The organism is Arcobacter sp. F2176, assembly GCF_004116465.1.
In the GTDB taxonomy this organism is placed as follows: Bacteria; Campylobacterota; Campylobacteria; order Campylobacterales; family Arcobacteraceae; genus Arcobacter; species Arcobacter siniprincipis.
Genome location: NZ_PDJV01000002.1, coordinates 234,939 through 254,575 on the forward strand (window position 1 = coordinate 234,939; position 19,637 = coordinate 254,575).

26 protein-coding genes are annotated in these 19,637 nt (G+C 28.5%); 3 read left to right on the forward strand and 23 right to left on the reverse strand.

The window, feature by feature from the left end; translation table 11 throughout:
• The first annotated feature begins 7 nt into the window (after positions 1–7).
• Positions 8–451 (forward strand): hypothetical protein, encoded by a 444-nt coding sequence (locus tag CRU95_RS02870; RefSeq protein ID WP_129099642.1) that lies wholly within the window; start codon positions 8–10, stop codon positions 449–451.
• Positions 423–923 (forward strand): flavodoxin, encoded by a 501-nt coding sequence (locus CRU95_RS02875; RefSeq protein ID WP_129099643.1) that lies wholly within the window; start codon positions 423–425, stop codon positions 921–923. The genes CRU95_RS02870 and CRU95_RS02875 overlap by 29 nt, the downstream gene beginning before the upstream one ends.
• 139 nt (positions 924–1,062) lie before the next feature.
• On the opposite strand, the gene CRU95_RS02880 is transcribed toward CRU95_RS02875, so the two are convergent.
• The 9 genes from CRU95_RS02880 to CRU95_RS16775 form a co-directional block, all read right to left on the reverse strand.
• Positions 1,063–1,290 carry a hypothetical protein gene (locus CRU95_RS02880; protein ID WP_258238610.1) on the reverse strand — a complete coding sequence of 76 codons (228 nt, stop codon included), beginning with the start codon at positions 1,288–1,290 and terminating at the stop codon, positions 1,063–1,065.
• 179 nt (positions 1,291–1,469) lie between these two features.
• Positions 1,470–3,569: a heavy metal translocating P-type ATPase gene (locus CRU95_RS02885; protein ID WP_129099644.1), complete on the reverse strand. Its 2,100-nt coding sequence runs from the start codon at positions 3,567–3,569 to the stop codon at positions 1,470–1,472.
• Between the two features lie 4 nt (positions 3,570–3,573).
• On the reverse strand, positions 3,574–3,915 hold the full coding sequence (locus CRU95_RS02890; protein WP_129099645.1) for a YtxH domain-containing protein: 342 nt from the start codon (positions 3,913–3,915) through the stop codon (positions 3,574–3,576).
• Positions 3,908–4,270, reverse strand: coding sequence for a hypothetical protein (locus tag CRU95_RS02895; RefSeq protein ID WP_129099646.1), 363 nt, complete (start codon positions 4,268–4,270; stop codon positions 3,908–3,910). Before CRU95_RS02895 ends, CRU95_RS02890 begins: the two co-directional genes overlap by 8 nt.
• On the reverse strand, positions 4,267–4,497 hold the full coding sequence (locus tag CRU95_RS02900) for a hypothetical protein (RefSeq protein WP_129099647.1): 231 nt from the start codon (positions 4,495–4,497) through the stop codon (positions 4,267–4,269). Before CRU95_RS02900 ends, CRU95_RS02895 begins: the two co-directional genes overlap by 4 nt.
• A gap of 3 nt (positions 4,498–4,500) precedes the next feature.
• Positions 4,501–5,178: a DUF2202 domain-containing protein gene (locus CRU95_RS02905; RefSeq protein WP_129099648.1), complete on the reverse strand. Its 678-nt coding sequence runs from the start codon at positions 5,176–5,178 to the stop codon at positions 4,501–4,503.
• On the reverse strand, positions 5,179–5,493 hold the full coding sequence (locus CRU95_RS02910) for an HMA2 domain-containing protein (protein WP_129099649.1): 315 nt from the start codon (positions 5,491–5,493) through the stop codon (positions 5,179–5,181). It abuts the gene before it with no gap.
• 88 nt (positions 5,494–5,581) lie between these two features.
• A complete protein-coding gene (locus CRU95_RS02915) occupies positions 5,582–6,034 on the reverse strand; it encodes a Fur family transcriptional regulator (RefSeq protein ID WP_129099650.1) in 453 nt (150 codons plus the stop codon).
• Positions 6,027–6,158, reverse strand: a complete 132-nt coding sequence (locus CRU95_RS16775) for a hypothetical protein (RefSeq protein WP_258238611.1) — start codon at positions 6,156–6,158, stop codon at positions 6,027–6,029. The genes CRU95_RS02915 and CRU95_RS16775 overlap by 8 nt, the downstream gene beginning before the upstream one ends.
• 130 nt (positions 6,159–6,288) lie before the next feature.
• On the opposite strand from CRU95_RS16775, the gene CRU95_RS02920 reads away from it, so the two are divergent.
• Positions 6,289–6,678, forward strand: a complete 390-nt coding sequence (locus CRU95_RS02920) for a hypothetical protein (protein WP_129099651.1) — start codon at positions 6,289–6,291, stop codon at positions 6,676–6,678.
• Between the two features lie 16 nt (positions 6,679–6,694).
• Here CRU95_RS02920 and CRU95_RS02925 read toward each other — a convergent pair whose 3' ends face one another.
• The 14 genes from CRU95_RS02925 to CRU95_RS02990 all read right to left on the reverse strand — a co-directional run bounded on the left by CRU95_RS02925 (position 6,695) and on the right by CRU95_RS02990 (position 19,596).
• Positions 6,695–7,345 carry a response regulator transcription factor gene (locus CRU95_RS02925; protein ID WP_129099652.1) on the reverse strand — a complete coding sequence of 217 codons (651 nt, stop codon included), beginning with the start codon at positions 7,343–7,345 and terminating at the stop codon, positions 6,695–6,697.
• A 7-nt stretch (positions 7,346–7,352) separates the two neighbouring features.
• Positions 7,353–8,465 (reverse strand): HAMP domain-containing sensor histidine kinase, encoded by a 1,113-nt coding sequence (locus CRU95_RS02930; protein WP_129099653.1) that lies wholly within the window; start codon positions 8,463–8,465, stop codon positions 7,353–7,355.
• A gap of 24 nt (positions 8,466–8,489) precedes the next feature.
• Positions 8,490–9,689 (reverse strand): acetyl-CoA C-acetyltransferase, encoded by a 1,200-nt coding sequence (locus tag CRU95_RS02935; protein ID WP_129099654.1) that lies wholly within the window; start codon positions 9,687–9,689, stop codon positions 8,490–8,492.
• Between the two features lie 8 nt (positions 9,690–9,697).
• The gene (locus CRU95_RS02940) at positions 9,698–10,474 is read right to left on the reverse strand and encodes a 3-hydroxybutyrate dehydrogenase (RefSeq protein ID WP_129099655.1); all 777 of its coding nucleotides are present in this window, start codon (positions 10,472–10,474) and stop codon (positions 9,698–9,700) included.
• A 16-nt stretch (positions 10,475–10,490) separates the two neighbouring features.
• Positions 10,491–11,132: a 3-oxoacid CoA-transferase subunit B gene (locus tag CRU95_RS02945; RefSeq protein WP_129099656.1), complete on the reverse strand. Its 642-nt coding sequence runs from the start codon at positions 11,130–11,132 to the stop codon at positions 10,491–10,493.
• Between the two features lies 1 nt (position 11,133).
• Positions 11,134–11,781, reverse strand: a complete 648-nt coding sequence (locus CRU95_RS02950; protein WP_129099657.1) for a CoA transferase subunit A — start codon at positions 11,779–11,781, stop codon at positions 11,134–11,136.
• Between the two features lie 60 nt (positions 11,782–11,841).
• Complete coding sequence (locus CRU95_RS02955) at positions 11,842–13,341, reverse strand: CoA-acylating methylmalonate-semialdehyde dehydrogenase (protein ID WP_129099658.1); 1,500 nt, start codon at positions 13,339–13,341, stop codon at positions 11,842–11,844.
• 21 nt (positions 13,342–13,362) lie between these two features.
• Positions 13,363–14,754 carry a TRAP transporter large permease subunit gene (locus tag CRU95_RS02960; RefSeq protein WP_129099659.1) on the reverse strand — a complete coding sequence of 464 codons (1,392 nt, stop codon included), beginning with the start codon at positions 14,752–14,754 and terminating at the stop codon, positions 13,363–13,365.
• Entirely contained in the window at positions 14,744–15,349 is a 606-nt protein-coding gene (locus CRU95_RS02965; protein ID WP_129099660.1) for a TRAP transporter small permease subunit, read from the reverse strand. Before CRU95_RS02965 ends, CRU95_RS02960 begins: the two co-directional genes overlap by 11 nt.
• A gap of 20 nt (positions 15,350–15,369) precedes the next feature.
• Positions 15,370–16,422 carry a TRAP transporter substrate-binding protein gene (locus CRU95_RS02970; RefSeq protein WP_129099661.1) on the reverse strand — a complete coding sequence of 351 codons (1,053 nt, stop codon included), beginning with the start codon at positions 16,420–16,422 and terminating at the stop codon, positions 15,370–15,372.
• Positions 16,423–16,469: 47 nt separating this feature from the next.
• Complete coding sequence (gene mmsB / locus CRU95_RS02975) at positions 16,470–17,357, reverse strand: 3-hydroxyisobutyrate dehydrogenase (protein ID WP_129099662.1); 888 nt, start codon at positions 17,355–17,357, stop codon at positions 16,470–16,472.
• Positions 17,358–17,466: 109 nt separating this feature from the next.
• On the reverse strand, positions 17,467–18,612 hold the full coding sequence (locus CRU95_RS02980) for an NAD(P)/FAD-dependent oxidoreductase (protein ID WP_129099663.1): 1,146 nt from the start codon (positions 18,610–18,612) through the stop codon (positions 17,467–17,469).
• 115 nt (positions 18,613–18,727) lie between these two features.
• Positions 18,728–19,087 (reverse strand): S24 family peptidase, encoded by a 360-nt coding sequence (locus tag CRU95_RS02985; RefSeq protein ID WP_129099664.1) that lies wholly within the window; start codon positions 19,085–19,087, stop codon positions 18,728–18,730.
• Positions 19,084–19,596 carry a hypothetical protein gene (locus CRU95_RS02990; protein WP_129099665.1) on the reverse strand — a complete coding sequence of 171 codons (513 nt, stop codon included), beginning with the start codon at positions 19,594–19,596 and terminating at the stop codon, positions 19,084–19,086. The genes CRU95_RS02985 and CRU95_RS02990 overlap by 4 nt, the downstream gene beginning before the upstream one ends.
• Positions 19,597–19,637 lie beyond the last annotated feature (41 nt).

Here is a 19,637-nt window from a genome sequence, read left to right on the forward strand (position 1 = left end):
GATAAAGATGAGTTTTAATGAATGTACTAATTTAATAAATTCAATACATGATAATAAAAATACAAATGAAAATTTTTTTAATTATGTATATAAAAAAATAGCAAGAAATACAAAAAATAGATTTGTGGAAAAGTATGAAGATTGTATTGATATCGTTTTATCAAACCATCCATCCATAAAAGTTATTCCTTTATGCACAAATATGAATAAAGAAAATTTATCAATAAAAAATGAAGTGAAAATTGCTTGCGATATAGTACTTAACAGCGAATATAAATATGTATATTTTGTATATCCAAAAAATAGAAATTTCAATAAACATATTCAAGTAAAAATACCATTACTTGAAGAATCTTGTAGTGAATATATGGTGAAATTGATACCTTATTCATTAAATGACATTATTAAAAAAAGGAGTTGTAGTGAAAACAGCAATATTTTATGCAAGTAGTACGGGAAATACTTCAAATATAGCAGAATTAATAGGAAAAGAATTATCAATAGATTCAATTCATGATATTGCAGATGTAAGTCTATCAAAAATTAATGAGTATGAAAATGTAATATTTGGAATATCAACTTGGGGTGATGGTGATTTACAAGATGACTGGGATGATAATTTTGAACAATTAAAAGAAGTAGATTTTTCATCAAAAAAAGTAGCTTTGTTTGGATTAGGAGATCAAGATGGATATCCAGATACATATTTAGATGCTATGGGTATTGTTTATGAACAACTAAAAAGTATGGGTGCAAATGTGGTAGGGGAATGGGAAAGAGATGAATCCTATGAGTTTGATGACTCAAAAGCTTTTGTTGATAATAAATTTGTAGGTTTGGCTTTGGATGAAGATACACAAGATGATTTGACTAATCAAAGAGTTTCAAAATGGGTATCTTACATAAAAGATGATTTTATTTAGGAGTTAAGATGAATAATAAAAAAGTAAATATAGAAAAGTTATTGAAGAAAATACAAATTTTAAAAGAAGAGGTTGGTTTAACAAATAAGAAAATTTTTAAAACAAAGAAATAAGAAAAGTTAAGGGGGTACTAATGCCCTTAGCTTTCTTTTAGTGTATTAGATTTTTTAATTTTATTTTTTGGTTGATATAGCATGTGATGCCACAATGCAAATCCGCAAAAAGCAACGCCAGCTACTACATGAACTTTTTTTGCAACTTTATTTTTCATAAACATAGAAGTTACTACTGTTGCTCCTAAAGTTGCTGTCATTCCAATCTTTGCAGCTTCTTTTTGAATCTCTAAATCAATTGGCATTTCTTTCATTTCTTTTTTTCCTTTTATCTAGAACTTTTGCAGTTTTATTTACAGTTTTTACCGTTAAAATTGCTGTTAAAGCTGTTGCAAGTGGTAGTAAAAATGGCATATTAATCCTTTTGATAATAATTATCAATATTTTATCTAAAGAAACTTAAATAAAACTAATAACTATTATCAATATACTACTACTTTACACCCCTTATTGAATTAAGCAATAATCCAATGGTTGTACCATTATGTAAAACAGCTGTCACAATTGGAGAAAATAGACCAAATGTAGCACCTGCTAGTATGCAAGAGTTGATTCCAACAGTTGCATTGAAATTGTTATTAATCAGATTCATTGTTTTATTAGCATATTCTTTTGCTTCAACAACTGCAGCAATATCATCTTTTAAAAGACTAATATCAGCAGTTGCTTTTGCAATATCGGCACCTCTACTCATAGATATTCCAACATGGGCAGATATTAATGCAGGTGCATCATTTATTCCATCACCAATGAAAGCAACTTTTTTGCCTTCATCCATAAGTTCTTTTACTATTTTTGCTTTGTCTTGTGGGAGTAATTCTGCTCGTACTTCATCAATACCAATTTCATCAGCAATAAGTTTTGCTTTTTCTTTCGTATCACCTGTTAGCATTATGATATTTTTAACACCTAGTTTTTTTAATTTACTAATAGAATCTTTTGTATTTTCTCTTAATTCATCAGCGAGTCCAATGGTTCCTAAAAGCTTTCCATCATAACCAATATAAAGTAGAGTTTTACCATTTTTTAATGAATTATTGATTTTATCTTTATGTTCAGAAAAATCTATTTTTTCATCATCTTCAACAAAGTGTCTACTTCCAATTACTACAGCTTTTCCTTTTACTTCTGTTTTTACCCCATGTGCAACAATAAATTCAACTTCTTCATGGTGCATATGAACAAAACCTCTCTCTTTTGCTGCTTTTACAACAGCTTCTGCTACTGGATGGAAATAGTGTTCTTCAGTTGAAGCTGTTAAATTTAAAACTTCCTCTTCTGTCCAATCATCACTATAGGATTCTACAGAGATTACTTCTAATTCTCCGCAAGTTAAAGTACCAGTTTTGTCAAATACAAAAGTATCTGCATTACTAAGTGCTTCAATAGATTTTGCACCTTTTATCATAATTCCATTATGTCCAGCTTTTGAAATAGTTGATTTAAAAGCAACTGGAGTTGCTAGTTTTAAAGCACAAGAGTAATCTGCTTGTAAAATAGAAGCTACTCTTTCAAAATCCCTTGCAAAAATATAAGAAACTCCAGCAAGCCCAAGTGTTACAGGAACTAGTTTATTTGCTAGTTTATTTGCTTTTAATTGAACTGATGATTTTTCATTTAGTGAATTTTCAATATAGTGTTTAATTCTTTGAGTTGCTGTATCTGAACCTACATGTTCAGCCCAGATTCTAAATCTTCCCTCTTCAACAATAGTTCCAGAGATAACTCTATCCCCTCTATATCTTACGATTGGTTCAGCTTCTCCTGTCATAGATACTTGATTTACACTACCTGTTCCTTCTAAAATGTGTCCATCAACTGGTATTGTATTTCCAATACCAACAACTACGATATCTCCAACTTTCACTTCATTACTTTTTATTAAAACTTCAGTAACCTTGTTATCAACTATTTTTTCAACCCAAGCTTCTTCTACATTTGGTTTTGCTAACTCTTTTAATAAATCATCACTTTTATGAACAGTCGTCTCTTCAATATATTCACCAAGTTCTAACATCATATTTGTAGAGTTTGCAGCAAGATAATCTTTTCTATAAATTGAGATGGCAACAGCTGCACTTTCTAAAACCTTTGAAGTTAAACCTTCTTCTAAAAGCTCTTTTGAACCATCAATTAAAAGTGGAATAGAAGCACTTGTAGTAATCCCAGCTTTTAATAAATCATTGTTAATAAATCTTTCAGAGATAAGCGCACTAGAAGCTCTTAACATACCGTTTATTGAAGGCTCTTCATCACTTACACAAGATACACAAACAGCTTCATTTTGGCAATTATTTAGTAATTCATCAAGTGTTAATTCACTTAAAATAGCTTCAATTTCATTTGTAATGTCTTTATTTATTTCAAAAATAATTGAAAATGCTTTTTTATTTATTCGTACACTTTCAACATGATTAATTTTTTTAAGATAATTTTTTAAAATATCTTCATCTATAAATTTTTCTTTTAGTAAGAAATATTTATATCTAAGTCTTGAAGAAGTTTGGTGTACTTTAATAAATTTATTATTCATAGGTTTATTCATTATTCGCTTGCATTTGAGCTTTCATATCTTCATACTTTTCTTTTAACTCTTCAATTCCTGCTTGAAAAAGTTCACTTCCTTTTCCAAAAACTTGGAAAGCTTTTTCTTGGGCATTTTTATTTGTAAGTAAATATGTAACTGCTGCACCTATTAACGCACCTTTTACAAAATCTCCGGTATTAAATCCACTTTGTGTTCCCTCAACATTTGTTTGTTGTGTTGCATTTGTAGGATTTGCATTTTGATTTATATATGGGTTTTGGTTGATATTAGCAGTAGTTCTTATATCACTTGGTCTGCTACTTTCTATATTTATATCGTATTGATTATTCATTGATTTCCTCTTCCAAAAGACAGTTTTCGTTTGTTAGATATTTTTTATCAAGTTGTTCTTCAATAACTTCTAGGGCATAGATTCCCATAGCTCCAACAGAAAGAGCAGTAACAGCTTTCAATAATCCACCTTTTTCACCTAAATAATTAGCAGTAGCAATAGCAGCACCAGTTGCAATTGCTCCTTGTGAAGTCTTTTTAATAGTATCTTTAATTGCAGCTTTTTTTTCTAATTCATTTGATTTTACTTTTTTATAATTGATAGCTCCGCTAATTACAGCAGATGCAATAGCTCCACTAATTACATGTCCTAGGACATTTCTTTGAGCTCCAGTATTTATAACGATCTCTTTCATTTCTCTTCCTTGTTTATTTCTTCTTTAACTTCTTTTGTCTCTTTTTTTTGGCATAAGTTATCTTTTAATTCACTAACATTTTTTTTAGTTTTACTTATTGTTTCATTTGCAAATTCTTTTGATTTACCAACTATTTCATCTGTTTTAGTTTTTACTTTATCTGATTTGTTATATGCAAGTACAGCACCTGCTCCTACGGCTACCCCGATTAAGAATGGTAATGGCATTTTCTACTCCTCATTTTGATTTTTTGAAATATAATTATTCATAAGTGCAATGATTGCACCACCAAAAACAGCACCACTTGTCATAGATAAATTAAGTTTTGAAAATATTTTTGTAATCGAACTTTCATCAATATTTCCTGACATAATATCATCAAGTAAAACTTGATATTCGCCAAGTTTTTCCATCATATTTTCTTGGTTAATATTTACATTGCTATTACTAGTATAATGCATAAGTACAGAGTTTCTAAAAGCTGGTAGATGATTATTAAAAGATGCTGCTTGTAATTGATAAAGTACATTTTTTATATCATCTTGAGTTACATGACTTAATAGATTATTGTACATTGCTATATTATTAATCTCTGCTGCAACTCCCATCTCAGAACATTCAATTAATGTATTTGGAATTTCAATTTTTGAGTACCAATCATTAATAGGTACTTCAACTGCATACTTTTCCATTAGTTTAATCAAAGCACCATAATGTATTGCTTCTGCTTCTTTGATATTTACAAATGGTTGCACTAAACCAAATTTTTCAATTATTTTTGTGTAAGTTTCATATGCTTTATATTCATCATACACAGCAATTCTTAATATTTGAGTTGTAATAGGTATTTGACTATTTATATCAACTCTAGCACTTGTTAAAAGTTGCTCATCTATATTTGTCTCCAATTAAATAACCTCCTTTGCTAAATTGTTAATTAAATCAGTTATTTCATCTATATTCTCTTGATTTATTAAATCTTCCCATGTTTTTGGCTTAAATACTTTTGGGTCATATTTAATTGTAACTGAAGCAATAATTTTATTTATCTTAATGTGTTCTATCCCAGATATTTTTTCTGGAAGGGTCTGAATATCTTCAATAGAAATATTTCCAGCAGAATCCTTTATTTTAGGATTGACTCTTACTCTTAGTCTTCCTGGAGTATGTGCAATTATTGTAAAAAATTTTGCTATATTTATAATTTCTTCTGTAGTAATCAAATTTATTCCTTTTGATGATTATTATATATATAATCTTAATAATATCTTATTGTAAATTTGTAATCATTATCAAAAAAAGTATTTTAGTTTATTTTTGACAGGTTTGACATAAACCATATATTGTTACTACATGGTCTTTTAGAAGAAAGTTATTTGTTTTTGCTATTTCTAATTGTTTTTGTTCCATAATTTCATCTTCAAATTCGATTATAGTGTGACATGAATTACAAATAAGATGATCATGGTGGTTTGAATAGTCAAGTTCATAGTAGTTTGCTTTTTCAAGGATATTTAAGCATTTTATTATTTTAAGTTCTTCAAATAATTTTAAAATTTTGTATACGGTTGCAATAGAAATATTTACATTATACTGAATTTTAAGTTCTTGATTTATATTTTCTGCTGTTAAGTGACCTTTTGAGTAGTAGAGGGCTTTTAGAACATAATCTTTTTGGATAGTATTTTTTAATTTAAGATTTTGGAAGTGCTGTTTATATCTTCTTAATAAGTTATTAAAGTGTGTTTCATTCTTTTCAAGCATTTAATAATTCTTTTATCATAATAAAAGAAACAGCTACAAAAAGTGCAGAGTAATATACTTTCCATAAATTAGCATGTATTTTTATATTTTTCTGAAGTAAAGACATCTTTTTAACTTTTTTCATTATATAACCTTGTCATTGTTATATAATGATACTTATTGTGACCTTAAAGTAATATTAATGATACTTATTATCATTATAATTTAGATTTAAGTTTATTGTTCATATAATCAGGAAATTGAAAAGGATTATTATGCTAAATTTAACTTTAATTTCTTCAGTAGCAAAAAGTGCATTAGTTGGAGCAGTTGCCACAAAATTGGTTGATACCTTTGTTTCTACAAAAATAAATAATAAAATAGAACAAAATAAATGGCTTAGAAACACAAAGTTAGAGCTATTTTCAAAATTAACAGAAGATATTTTATCAATGGGTCATGAAAATGTTGATGAACAATTAAGACAGATAAATAAAACATCAGCAAAAATAATTCTATTATTAAATGATAGAAAATTAACCAATAAAATAGAAACATATACAAGCACACTAATAAAATTAAAAAGTACAAGAAGAATAGAAAGTAGTATGGATTTTGTAAATAAAGATATGATTGGTTATTTACAAAGAAATATTCGAATATAAAGGTAACTCTTTTGAGTTATCCCTCTTCAGAGTTGAAAAAGTATCCACTATTTGATGAAGCATAAATATACTGCTTTGGAAGTTTCCTTCTTAATCTTTTTATAAGTGTCCTTATTGCGTCTAAAGATGCATATTCACCTTCCCATACATAGTTTTGTATATTTTCATAAGTTACTAGTTTATTTATATTCGTTAAAAAAAGATTCATCATTAAGTTTTCTTTTTTTGTAAGTATTACTTTTTCATCTTTAAATTTGATTACTCCATCGCTAAAATTAAAAGTACAATCTTTATCTATTGTTATTTCTTTTTTAGAAATTTTGCATAATTTATTAACTTTTATTAATAATTCATCAATAAAAAATGGTTTTTTTAAGTAATCGTTACAACCAAAATCATAAGCATTTTTTATTATTTCAAATTCGACAGTTGCTGATATAATTATAATGGGAACCTCTTCATAATACTTTCTTATTTTTTGTAATATTCTAATACCATCAATATTTGGTACATTAATATCTAAAATAAAGCATGAAAAACCTTCCGTAATATTTTCATATGCATCTTTCCCATCTAAAAAAGCGTAAACCTTATGGTCATTTTTCTCAAATTTCAACTTTATAGTTTCATTCAATGTTTTATTATCTTCAAGTAAAAAAATTTTCATAGTTTGCCTACTCTTTCTTTATTGGTATTTTGATTGAAAAAATAACATTATCAACATCATTTTTCACACTAATTTTTCCAGACATTTTATCTTCAACAATGAGTTTAGCCATATATAATCCAAGTCCAGTACCTTCACTTTTAGTTGTAAAGAAAGGTTCAAATAGTTGACCTATAATTTCCTCAGGAATTGGTCCTGCATTATCTGAGATTTCAATAATATTGAATCTTTCATTTTGGTAAACTTTTATTTTGATAAGTGGATTAAAGACTTTCTCATTTTCAATTTTAATTATTTTATTTTTTGCATTGTTAATTATATTTAATAGAACTTGTTTTAATTCATTTTCATAACCATAAATATAGATTTCTTCATTTACATTTTTATATTCCAAACTAACATTAATATTTAAATAAAAAATTTGTTTTCCAATTATCTCAAATATCTCTTTTATCGCTTTTTTTATTTCAAAACTTTTTTTAACAGTTGATGGTTTTAAAAAATTTCTAAAATCACTAAGTGTATTTGACATATATTTTATTTGAACCATTGTGTCATTTACAAAATCATGCATCATATTTTCATTAATCTTATTCATAGCATGGAGTAATTCAAACCTTTGAACTTGGGCAGATAACTCAACTAATGGTTCATTCCATTGATGGGCAATAGAAGCTATCATTTCTCCCATTTCTGCAAATTTACTTTGTTGAATTAAGAACTCTTTTTCTGTAATTCTTTGAGTGATATCAGTCATTATGCAAATAATACCTGCTACATTACCTTCTTGGTTTAAACAAACAGTTTTACTTAGGTTGTAGTATCTTACTTCTCCACTTTTTTTTACAAAATGAACTTCATCTTTATTTGATTTTAATGTTTTCATTATATTTGCATCAATTATTTTATGTCTTGTAACTACAGAAATAGGAAAAAAATCATAAGCAGATTTTCCTATAATATTTTCTTTAGAAGCATCACAAAGTTTTGAAAATCTAGAATTACATCTTATGAAATCACCATTTATATCTTTATAATAAATAGGATTTGGTAATGAATCTAATAAAATTTCTTCAAAATCTAGTTGTTTATCTAATTCATTATGAAGTTCTTTTCCCATAAAGTTTTCCTTGTAAAAGTCTTACTATTTTACTTTTTTGAGTAAAATAGCAGTTCCTAATCCTCCACCAATACAAAGAGAAGCCAATCCATATTCTGAATTTTGTTTTAGCATTTCATGGACTAATGAAACGATAATTCTATTACCACTCGCTCCAACAGGATGACCAAGTGCAATAGCTCCTCCATTTACATTTATTTTTTCTTGTATGGTTTGGTTGGTTAGCTTGATTTTATCTTTTAAAAGTTCAAATACTCCTAAAGATTGGGCTGCAAATGCTTCATTAATTTCTATTACATCTATATCATTTATTGAAATATTTGTCTTATTTAAAAGTTTTTCAATAGCATAAGCAGGACTTAGTCCCATAACTGATGGATCTATTCCAACTTCTGCATAATCAACTATTTCAGCTAAAGGGGTAAGGTTGTACTCTTTTACAACTTTTTCAGAGGCCAATAATGTAAAACTTGCACCATCATTTATTCCAGATGAATTACCAGCTGTTACTGTTCCTTGTTCTTTAAATGCAGCTCTCAAATTAGTAAGTTTCTCTAAAGATGTATTTTTATTGATAAATTCATCCGTACTAAAAACTATATTTTCTTTTCTTTCTTGTACTGTGATTGGGGTTATTTCATCAATAAATTTTCCATTTTCATTGGCGATTAAGGCCTTTCTTTGAGAATTTAGTGCATATTCGTCTTGGGCTTCTCTAGTGATATTGAACTTCTCTGCAATATTCTCTGCTGTAATTCCCATATGATAATTCCCAAAGGCATCAGTTAATGCATCATTAATCATAGAATCAACCATCAAAGAATTACCCAATCCTAACCCTAATCTTGCTTTTGATGAAATTAAAAAAGGAGCTTTTGACATAGACTCTACGCCACCTGCTACAATTAGATTTTTGTTTCCTGATTTTATTTCAGATGCAGCATTCATAACAGCTTTCATTCCTGAACCACATAACATATTTAAAGAGTAAGCAACAGTAGAATTTGGGAGTCCACCATATATTGAAGCTTGACGACCAACTCCTTGCGCATGTCCTGCTGATAATATATTTCCAACTATAACTTCATCAACTAAAGTATTATCGATATTTTTCACTAAATCTTTTATTACTTGTCCCGCTAAATGTCCAGGATCAATATTTTTCAATGATCCTAAATATTTTCCAATGGCACTTCTTTTTGCCTCTACAATATAAACTTTCATTTTATTCCTTATTGAATTGTATATCCACCATCCATAACTAAGGCTTGTCCTGTTATAGATTTTGCACTTTCACTTGCAATAAACATTGCATAATCTGCAATTTCATCTGTAGTTAATAACTTTTTTTGAGGAACTAATGAAAAAATAACCTTTTCTAAGGCTTCTTCTTCACTAACACCTCTATTTTTTGCTAAATCAGCAATTTGATTTCTCACAAGTGGAGTATCTACATATCCTGGGCATAAAGCATTAACTGTTATATTCTCTAGTGCACCTTCTAATGCAGCAACTTTAGTTAATCCAAGTAGTCCATGTTTAGCTGAGTTGTACCCCGCTTTACCAGCAAAACCTACAAGTCCATTTATTGAAGCCATATTTATGATTCTTCCCCATTTTTGTTTTTTCATGATAGGAAATACCTCTTTTATAGCAATAAAAGGTGCTACAAGCATAAGTTTTAGCATTAATTCATATTTTTCAGTTGGAAAATCCTCAATATTACTTACATGTTGAATACCTGCATTTGATATAAAAATATCTATTGTCTTATAGTGTTCAACTGTCATATTTATAAGATCTTTAATTTCATCTTCTTTTAAGACATTGCACTTTATTCCAAGTGCTTCATAGCCTTTTTCTCGCAAACTATTTACTGCCTCATTTAAAGCTTCTTCATTTATATCTGATAGAACTACTTTTGCACCATTTTTTGCAAAAGTAGTTGCAATATCAAGTCCAATTCCTGAAGCTGCTCCTGTTATTATAGTAACTTTATTTTTGATCATGAATAACCTTTAAATTTTATTTTATTAGATTTGATGCAATTTTGTATGATGCTGGAGTTACTTCTTTAATATCATTTAAGGTAACACCTTGCATTAATTCTATTAATACTAATTCATTATTAATAAATTCAAAAACACCCATTTCCGTAATAATCATATCAACTACACCTTTTCCTGTTAAAGGTAAAGTACATTGTTTCAATATTTTAGGATTTCCTTTTGCAGTATGAAGCATAGAAATAATAACTTTTTTTGAACCATTAACTAAGTCCATCGCTCCACCCATTCCAGGTAAAAGCTTTCCTGGTATTTTCCAGTTAGCTAAATTACCTTCTTCATCAACTTCTAACGCTCCTAAAACTGTAATATCTATATGCCCACCTCTAATTATTTCAAAAGAAGTAACAGAATCGAAAAAAATTCCACCATCTCTTAAAATCACATTAGATCCTCCTGCATCTACAACATTTTTATCTATATTATTTTCATTTGCTTTGTCCCAAATACCTGCAAATCCATTTTCAGAATGTAGATTTATGTGTATATCTTTAGGAATAAAATTAACAGCTTGTGTTGGAAGTCCTATTCCTAAATTAATAAAATCTCCATTATTAAATTCTTGTGCAACTCTTTTTGCAATAATTTCTTTAGCTTCCATATTATGCCTTTATGATGTGATTTACATAAACAAATGGAGTATGAATGAAATTTGGATCAAGGATTCCAGTTTCAACAATTTCTTCTACTTCAACAATAGTGATTTTAGCAGCTCCAGCCATAGGAACATTAAAATTTCTAGTTGAACCTTTATAGATGAGGTTTCCTGCTTTGTCAGCTTTATGTGCAGATATGAATGCAATATCTATATGAATTGGTTTTTCTAAAATATAATCTTTTCCATCAATATGTATAACCTCTTTTCCAATTTGCACTTCAGTGTTCAAACCAGTTTGAGTCAAAGCTCCACCAAGACCAGCTGCTGCGCATCTTATTCTTTCTGCAAGTGTACCTTGGGGTATTAATTCAACTTCTAAAAAGCCTTCATTTACTTGTTTTTGTGTTTCTTTATTTGTACCAATATGAGAGGCTAATAATTTTGTTATTCTTTTATCATCAATTAATTTTCCAATACCAAAATTATCCCTTGCTGTATCTGTTGCAACTAAAGTTAAATTGTTTACATTTGTTTTTAGAATCTCATCTATAATGTTATGGGCATTTCCACACCCCATAAAACCACCAATAGCAATTGTCATTCCATCATGTAAAAAATCTTTTATCTTATCAATTGTTATTTCTTTTTCCATAAGATTTTCCTCTTTATAAAAAAGGCTTATTAAATACTTAATAAGCCTTTTTATTAGTTATTATTTTGAATGATCAGCTTTAAAATCAAATGCAACATCTTCATTTTCTTCATCTTCAAACCATTTTTCTGTAACAGTTTTTGTTTCTGTATAAAAAGTTATTGCTTGTTTCCCGTAAGCATGTAAATCACCATAGAAAGAACCTCTCCATCCTGTAAAAGAGAAAAATGGTAAAGGGACAGGAATTGGTAAGTTAACACCTACTTGTCCTACTTGAACTTCTCTTCTAAATTTTGTTGCACTTGCTCCACTTGAAGTGAAAATTGATGTTCCATTTCCAAACATATTATTATTTATAATATCTAGTGCTTCATTTAAATTTTTTGGTTCTAATATAGATAGTACAGGTCCAAAAATCTCTTTAGTATAAATTGACATATCTGTTGTTACTCCTGTAAAAATAGTTGGTCCAACCCAATTCCCTTCATCATATCCATCAACTTTTGCATTTCTTCCATCAAGTACTAGAGATGCTCCATCTTTAACACCTTCTTCTATGATACTTTCGATTCTATTTAGGGCAGTTTTTGTGATAATTGGTCCATAATTAGCACTTTTATCATTCCATGCTCCAGGTTTTACTTCTTTTATTTTTTGAATTAATTCAGGAATCCACTCTTTTGATTTTCCTACAAATAAAGCAACTGAAATTCCCATACATCTTTGTCCTGCTGCACCCATAGAAGATCCTACTAAGGCATTTAATACATTTTCTTTATTTGCATCAGGCATAATAACCATATGATTTTTTGCTCCTACAAAAGCTTGTGCTCTTTTTAGGTTTGCAGTTGCTCTTGAATAAATGTATGCACCAACTTCTGGTGATCCAACAAAAGAGTATGCTCTAACTTTTGGATTATCTAATAAGTAATCAACTTGATCTTTTTGTCCATGAACAACTTGTAATAAATCTTTAGGTGCTCCAGCTTTAATGAATAGTTCTGCAAGTTTCATAGTTGTATTTGGAACCATTTCTGATGGTTTTAAAATAAATGCATTACCACTAACTATTGCCATTGGAAACATCCATAGAGGAATCATTGCTGGAAAATTAAATGGTGTAACTCCTGCACAAACACCTAATGGTTGTTTGTAAGAATATGTATTCATTTTATTTGAAACATGTTCAACAGTTTCTCCCATCATAAGTGTTGGTGCACTACAAGCGAACTCAACAACTTCATATCCTCTTACGATATCTCCTTTTGCATCATCAAAAGTTTTTCCTTGTTCAATACTTAATATTTCAGCTATTTCATCAATATTTTCTTTTATCAAAGTTTGGTAGTTAAACATTAATCTTGTTCTTGTCATTATGGGAGTGTCTTTCCATGACAAATAAGCTTTATGAGCTTTTTCAACTGCATCATCTATCTCATTTTTTGTACATAATGGTACTTGTACCTGTACTTCTTGTGTTAATGGAGAAACTTTATCAAAATATTGAGTTGTTTCACTTTCTATAAATTTATTACTTACTATAATTTCTAATTTTTTCATTTAATTTCCTTATAATTTAATTTAATATGCGATTGAAGGTAACCAAGTTACTACTTCTGGGAAGAAAAATACTATCGCTAACCCAATAAGTTGTAAGATTATAAAAGGAATTACACCTTTATATATATCTAACAACTGAATTTCTGGTGGACATACACCTTTTAAATAAAATAATGCAAACCCAACTGGTGGTGTTAAAAACGAGGTTTGCAAGGTCATTGCTACAAGTAGCACAAACCAAACTAAGGTTGCATTATCAATTCCAAAACCATTAATTTCAATGGCAAGATGAGAGATGATTGGTGCAACTAAAGGTAAAATAATTAGTGTAATTTCAATCCAATCTAAAACAAAACCTAAAAGAAACACTAATCCTAAAATAAATAAAATAACAATAACAGGGTTCTCAGAAATTGAGTGTAGGGCAGATATTATTACTTCATCTCCACCTAATTCTCTTAATACTAATGAAAAGCATGTAGCTCCTACAAAAATAGCGAATATATACCCTGATGTATTCATAGTTGACATACATATTTTTTTAACTTTACTTAATGTTAAATGTCCATTTATTGCCATCAAAATTAAGGCTCCAAGTGCACCAATCCCAGAAGCTTCTGTTGTTGTTGCTAATCCAAAAAATATTGAACCTAATACTGATAATATTAAAATAACTGGAGGAATAATATTTTTAAATAAATCCCAATATAAAACAATATCTGAGCCTTCATGTTGTTCTTCATTATCTTGAATTAAAGGCATTTTTTTAGGTTTAATAAATCCTAATATTACTAAATACGAAATATATAATAAACCTAAAATCAATCCTGGAAATACTGCTCCCATAAAAAGATTTCCAACTGAAATACTTAATTGGTCTGCCATAATAATAAGCATAATACTTGGTGGTATTAAAATTCCAAGGGTTCCTGAACTTGCTATAACACCCAATGCTGTTTGTTTGTCATATCCTTGCTTTAACATAATTGGTAAACTCATTACAGCTAAAAGAACAACTGATGCTCCAATTATTCCTGTTGATGCAGCAAGTAGTACTCCTAAAAGTACAACAGTGATTGCTAATCCACCTCTCATTTTCCCAAAAAACATTTGTAAAGATTTTAAAAGTTTTTCCGCAATTCCTGATTCATCTAAAGCTAAGCCCATAAAAATAAATAAAGGCAATGCTACTAAAACCCAATTATGCATTATTTGAAATATTCTATTTGATACAAGTCCAATCGTACTAAAATCTAATCCTGTTATTGTCCCAAAATACATATCTGAAATATATCCCACTACTACAAATAATATTCCCACTCCACCTAGAACCCAAGCAACTGGAATTCCTGTGATAAGTAGTAAGATAAATGATGCAAACATTGAAATAACTAAATAATCATTAATTTCCATTTTTTCTGCCTTTTAATAAATAGCTTGTATGTCTAATAACTCTTGAAATACTTGCAATTAATAATAAACTAAAGCTAATTGGCATAACACTTTTAACAATCCATCTATAAGGTAATCCTGTAGGTGAACTTGATCTTTCGTTTATTCTTAGTGCTTCTTCTGTCAGATCCACACCATATTTAATAACAATTAATATAAATGGAATCATTAATATTAAAACACCAAATATTTCAATTTTTCTTTGTAGTCTTGGATTAAATTTCACTCTTAAAATATCAACTCTAACATGTGAGTGATTAACCATTGCATAAGATAATCCAAACATTATAATGGTGGCATATAGATGCCACTGTAACTCTTCTAGTTGCACTAAATTTATAGAAAATAAATATCTTAAAAGTACTTGTATAACTATTATTGCAATTAAAAGAATAGACAGCCATGAAATGGCTGTCCCAACTTTAAATACAAAAGCATTTAAAATTTTACAAATTTTAGGAAACTCTTCATCTTTTGAAGTTACTTCACTATCCCTTGTATGTGTAATATCATCATAAATTTTTAATGGTTCAACTATGTGGTCTGTTATTTTCATAGTATTCCTTTTTAAATTTTTTAGTTTCTAGGTAAAAATGCTAAGTCATTCCAGTATTTATAATTAGCTCTAAATTCTGATAAATCTTTCCATACGGCATCAAATTCTGGATCTTTTCTAAGGTCTACTAATGCTTCTTTCCAAGCACCTCTAAGCGCTTCTAATGTTTCTGGCGATAATTTTTTTACAATTACACCTCTTTCTTTTATATTTTTCTTAATAACAGCACCTTGTATAGCTTCACTTTCTGCTAATGAGTCAGTTATATTTGCTTCACAAGTAGTTGATACTGCACTTTGTTGTTGTACACTCATACTATTCCATGTGTCTTTATTAATTAATAATTCAAAAAATGTAGCTTGTTGATGCCAACCTGGGAAATAATTATATTTAGCAATTTTAGAAAATCCTAATTTTTGGTCAACTGCAGGCATTGAAAATTCAGTTGCATCAATTACACCTTTTTCTAATCCAGAAAATAGTTCACCACCTGGAAGTAATGATACAGATGTTCCTAATTTAGTTAAAACATCTCCCCCTAAACCTGCGAATCTCATTTTTAGACCTTTAAAGTCTTCTGGGCCATTAATTTCTTTTGTAAACCAACCAGCAGTTTCTGGAGAAGATATTGAACAAGGTAATACATGTACATTATATTTTGCAGTATCATACATTTTTTGATACAGCTTTAATCCATTTCCTTTATACATCCAAGCAATAAATTCTGGAGCTTCTGGACCAAATGGTACAGCTGAGAAAATTGCTGCCGAAGGAATTTTACCCTTCCAATAACCAGCATATGCCCAACCTGCATTTACTTTACCATCAGATACAGCATCTAAGATTTCAAATGGAGCAATAAGTTTATTTGGTTCATAAATCTTTACTTTTATTGTTGAAGAAATTGATTCTACTGTTTTCTTAAAAGAGACTAGCGGTGTTCCTAAACCAACTAAATTAGTTGTATATGCTGTTGGAACTTTAAGTAAAACTTTTTTATCTTCAGCCAAACCAGAAGTGGCACCAATGCTTAAAGTGATAACAGATGCCATCGCTAAATTCGTAATTTTCATAGTAGTCCTTTGTTTTTTATAATTTAATTTTTATATTAATATCTTTCTTACTTTGTAGAAAAATAATCATAAATAGATGAAAAATCTTTGTGTCCATTACCCATATTTGAGTATTGTGCATATAAACATCTAGACAGAGATCCTAAGGGTGTAGCTGATTTACTTTCAGAACTAGCTTGCATAGCTAAATTCATATCTTTTAACATTAAATCCAATGCAAATCCCCCTTCATAGTTATTACTTGATGGAACATTTTCTAATATATTAGGTGATGGATTGTAAACTTCTAAGGTCCAATTTCTTCCGCTACTATTTAACATAATTTCAGATAAAATTTTTGGATCTAAGCCATTTGCAATTCCTAATTGTAAAGTTTCTGATGTTCCCACCATCAAAATTCCTAATAACATGTTATTACAAGCTTTTGCCATTTGACCAGCACCAGATTCTCCTGCATGAAATATATTTTTACCCATACACGATAATAAACTTTTAATTACTTCAAAGTTTTGTTTAGTTCCCCCAACCATAAAACTTAAAGTTCCAGCTTTTGCTCCACCTACACCACCTGATACAGGTGCATCAAGGATATTAATATTTTTTTTATTTGCTTCTTGTGATAATTTTTTTGTTGTAGCTACATCAATAGTGCTACAATCAATTACAATGCAATCTTTTGAAACTTTTTCTAATAGATTAGTTTCGCCTAAATATAATCCCTCTACATGTTTACCAGCTGGTAACATACTAATAACAAACTCTGCATCTTCAACACATTCCCCTGCAGTTTTTGCAATAGTTGCACCAAGTTTTTCTGTTCTTTTTAATGGTTCAGCAGCTAAATCAAATACTTTCAATTTATGTCCAGATTTGATTAAATTTATAGCCATAGGTTCACCCATATTCCCTAAACCAATAAAAGCTATTTTTGACATTTATACTCCTTTAATTTATAAGTTACATTTGTTATAAAAATACCAGTTCTCTTTTTCCAAAATGATTATAATTGTAAAAAATGACAAAATTATGTCATTACTTTATATTTTATGAAAGTGCATTTCTATGAAGTTTTGTAACAAAATGCTTTAACATATGGATGAAGAATCCTTTTGCAAAGTACTTATTAAATAGTAATCCAATGGCATAATTACCACCTAGAGATATGAGTGTACCTTTTAGTTTTGGCTTGAAAGTATCCATGATATTGTATTGAGAATTATTAATTTCTTTTTGAATATATGAAGCAACATAATGACCTGCACTGATGGCTAATTGTGCAGTAGGGGCAAAATATTTATTATTATAAGTAACTTCTGCTACATCTCCAACTACAAATATATTATCTTCACCTTTTAGATGTAAGTAGTCATCCGTAATATATTGATTAAGTTTATTTACTTCGTAATCTTTTTGTGAATCAATTGTTATTGCTTTTATTCCACCTGTAAATATGAAATAGTCATATTTTATTTGGGTATCATTTGCTAAATATATATTTTTTTCATCCACATCTTTTATAAAAGATCCTAAATATATTTGTATACCTAGTTCTTTTAGTCTTTTTTGGCATTCTGAAACTAATCTTTCATTCATATTTGGTAGGACTGTATTCATCCCATCAACAATAGAGATATTTATTTTAGAAATATTCTTATTTTTAAATACTGTTGACATTTCTGCTGCAATCTCAACACCTGAAAGTCCAGCTCCACCAATAACAATATTATATTCCTCTATATCAGAAGAACTCATATTTATTTTTTCTAGGATATCTAGATACATTTTATTTACTTGAGTTGCTCTTTGGAGAGTTTTTATTCCTGTAGAATATTTTTGTATATTTGGAACTTGAATTGGAAAATTAGTGAGAGAACCTGTAGCTATAATTAAATAATCATAATTAAAAGTCTTTTTTTCTATTGTAGTGATAGTATTAGTTTTTGAATCAAAAGAATGAATTTCTTTTTTGTAAAATGTGATATTAGAATTTAGCTTTTGTACAAAATTATTTATACTTATTGTTACCTCTGAAGTATCATATTTTGTAGCAACAAAGCCATAAGCTTCCACTTGCATGTAATGATAGTCATTTTTATCAAAGAGTAAAATCTCAATATTTTTGTTCTTTGAAAGTTCTTTTGCCGCATATAAACCCGCGTAGCTTGCCCCAATAATAATTACTTTTTTCATAATTGTACCTTTTATATTTAATTGAAAAAATAGTACAAATAAATAATGGCATATTTATGGCATAGTATTATTGCTTAGTGATTTTGAAAGAAATTGTGTAGTTTTTTTATGAAGGTTAAAATGTGCTAAAAGTGAGTATTACTTTGGCTACTAAATGAATATCTTCTTCTTTGTAAACTAAATGAGAGAAATCAGGATTGATAGAGATAAAAATTTTATTTAATATATCATATTTTTTAACCCACATCTTATTTTCATAATAGACTAAATAAATACTTGAATCTTCAAGTTTTTTATTTGATAAGTCTGCAATTATTACTGCCTTGTGATTTATAACTGGCTCCATTGATTTACCATCAACTAAAATGGCAAAGAGTGACTTCTCTTTATATGGACTTTTTATAAAGTGTTTAGAAAATTGTATTTTTTTTATTTTATTACCATCAAAAATATCTGTATATTCTAAATTAATCATTTATTTTCCACCTTTTCTTTTTTTATGTATTGATGCACATATATTATAAGAACAAAAAACAAAGCAGAGGTAAAACCTAAAACAAGTAAAAGAAATGTTTCAGATGGTTCAGTTTGAAGTAGTATTAGTTTTCGAACCAAAACAACAAAAGCTATTTCTAAAAATGTAATTGCATAATCAAAACTATGTTTGATAAAAAAAGATTTTACGATTGCTAAAATAATCAAGATAAATAAACCATCTGTTAAAATATTTTTTATTGAGTCAAAGTCTAATACGCCTTGATTAATAGTCATAGCAATAACTTTATGTGATAGGCTCATAAGACAAACAGCAAGATACATAATCATAACAATAATAAAAGCATATCTAAGGATATTGATTATTTTTAATAATACAAAGTCAATTCTTTGATCTAAAAAACGATCAAAATTTGTAATATTTGAAAAAAATCTTTCAAATAAATTTTTATCTTTTTTAGTGACAATGTTTTCTATTTCTTCGCTCATTTGTAAAGTCCTGCTATTTTTGCGAAGTATATTCCAAGTAT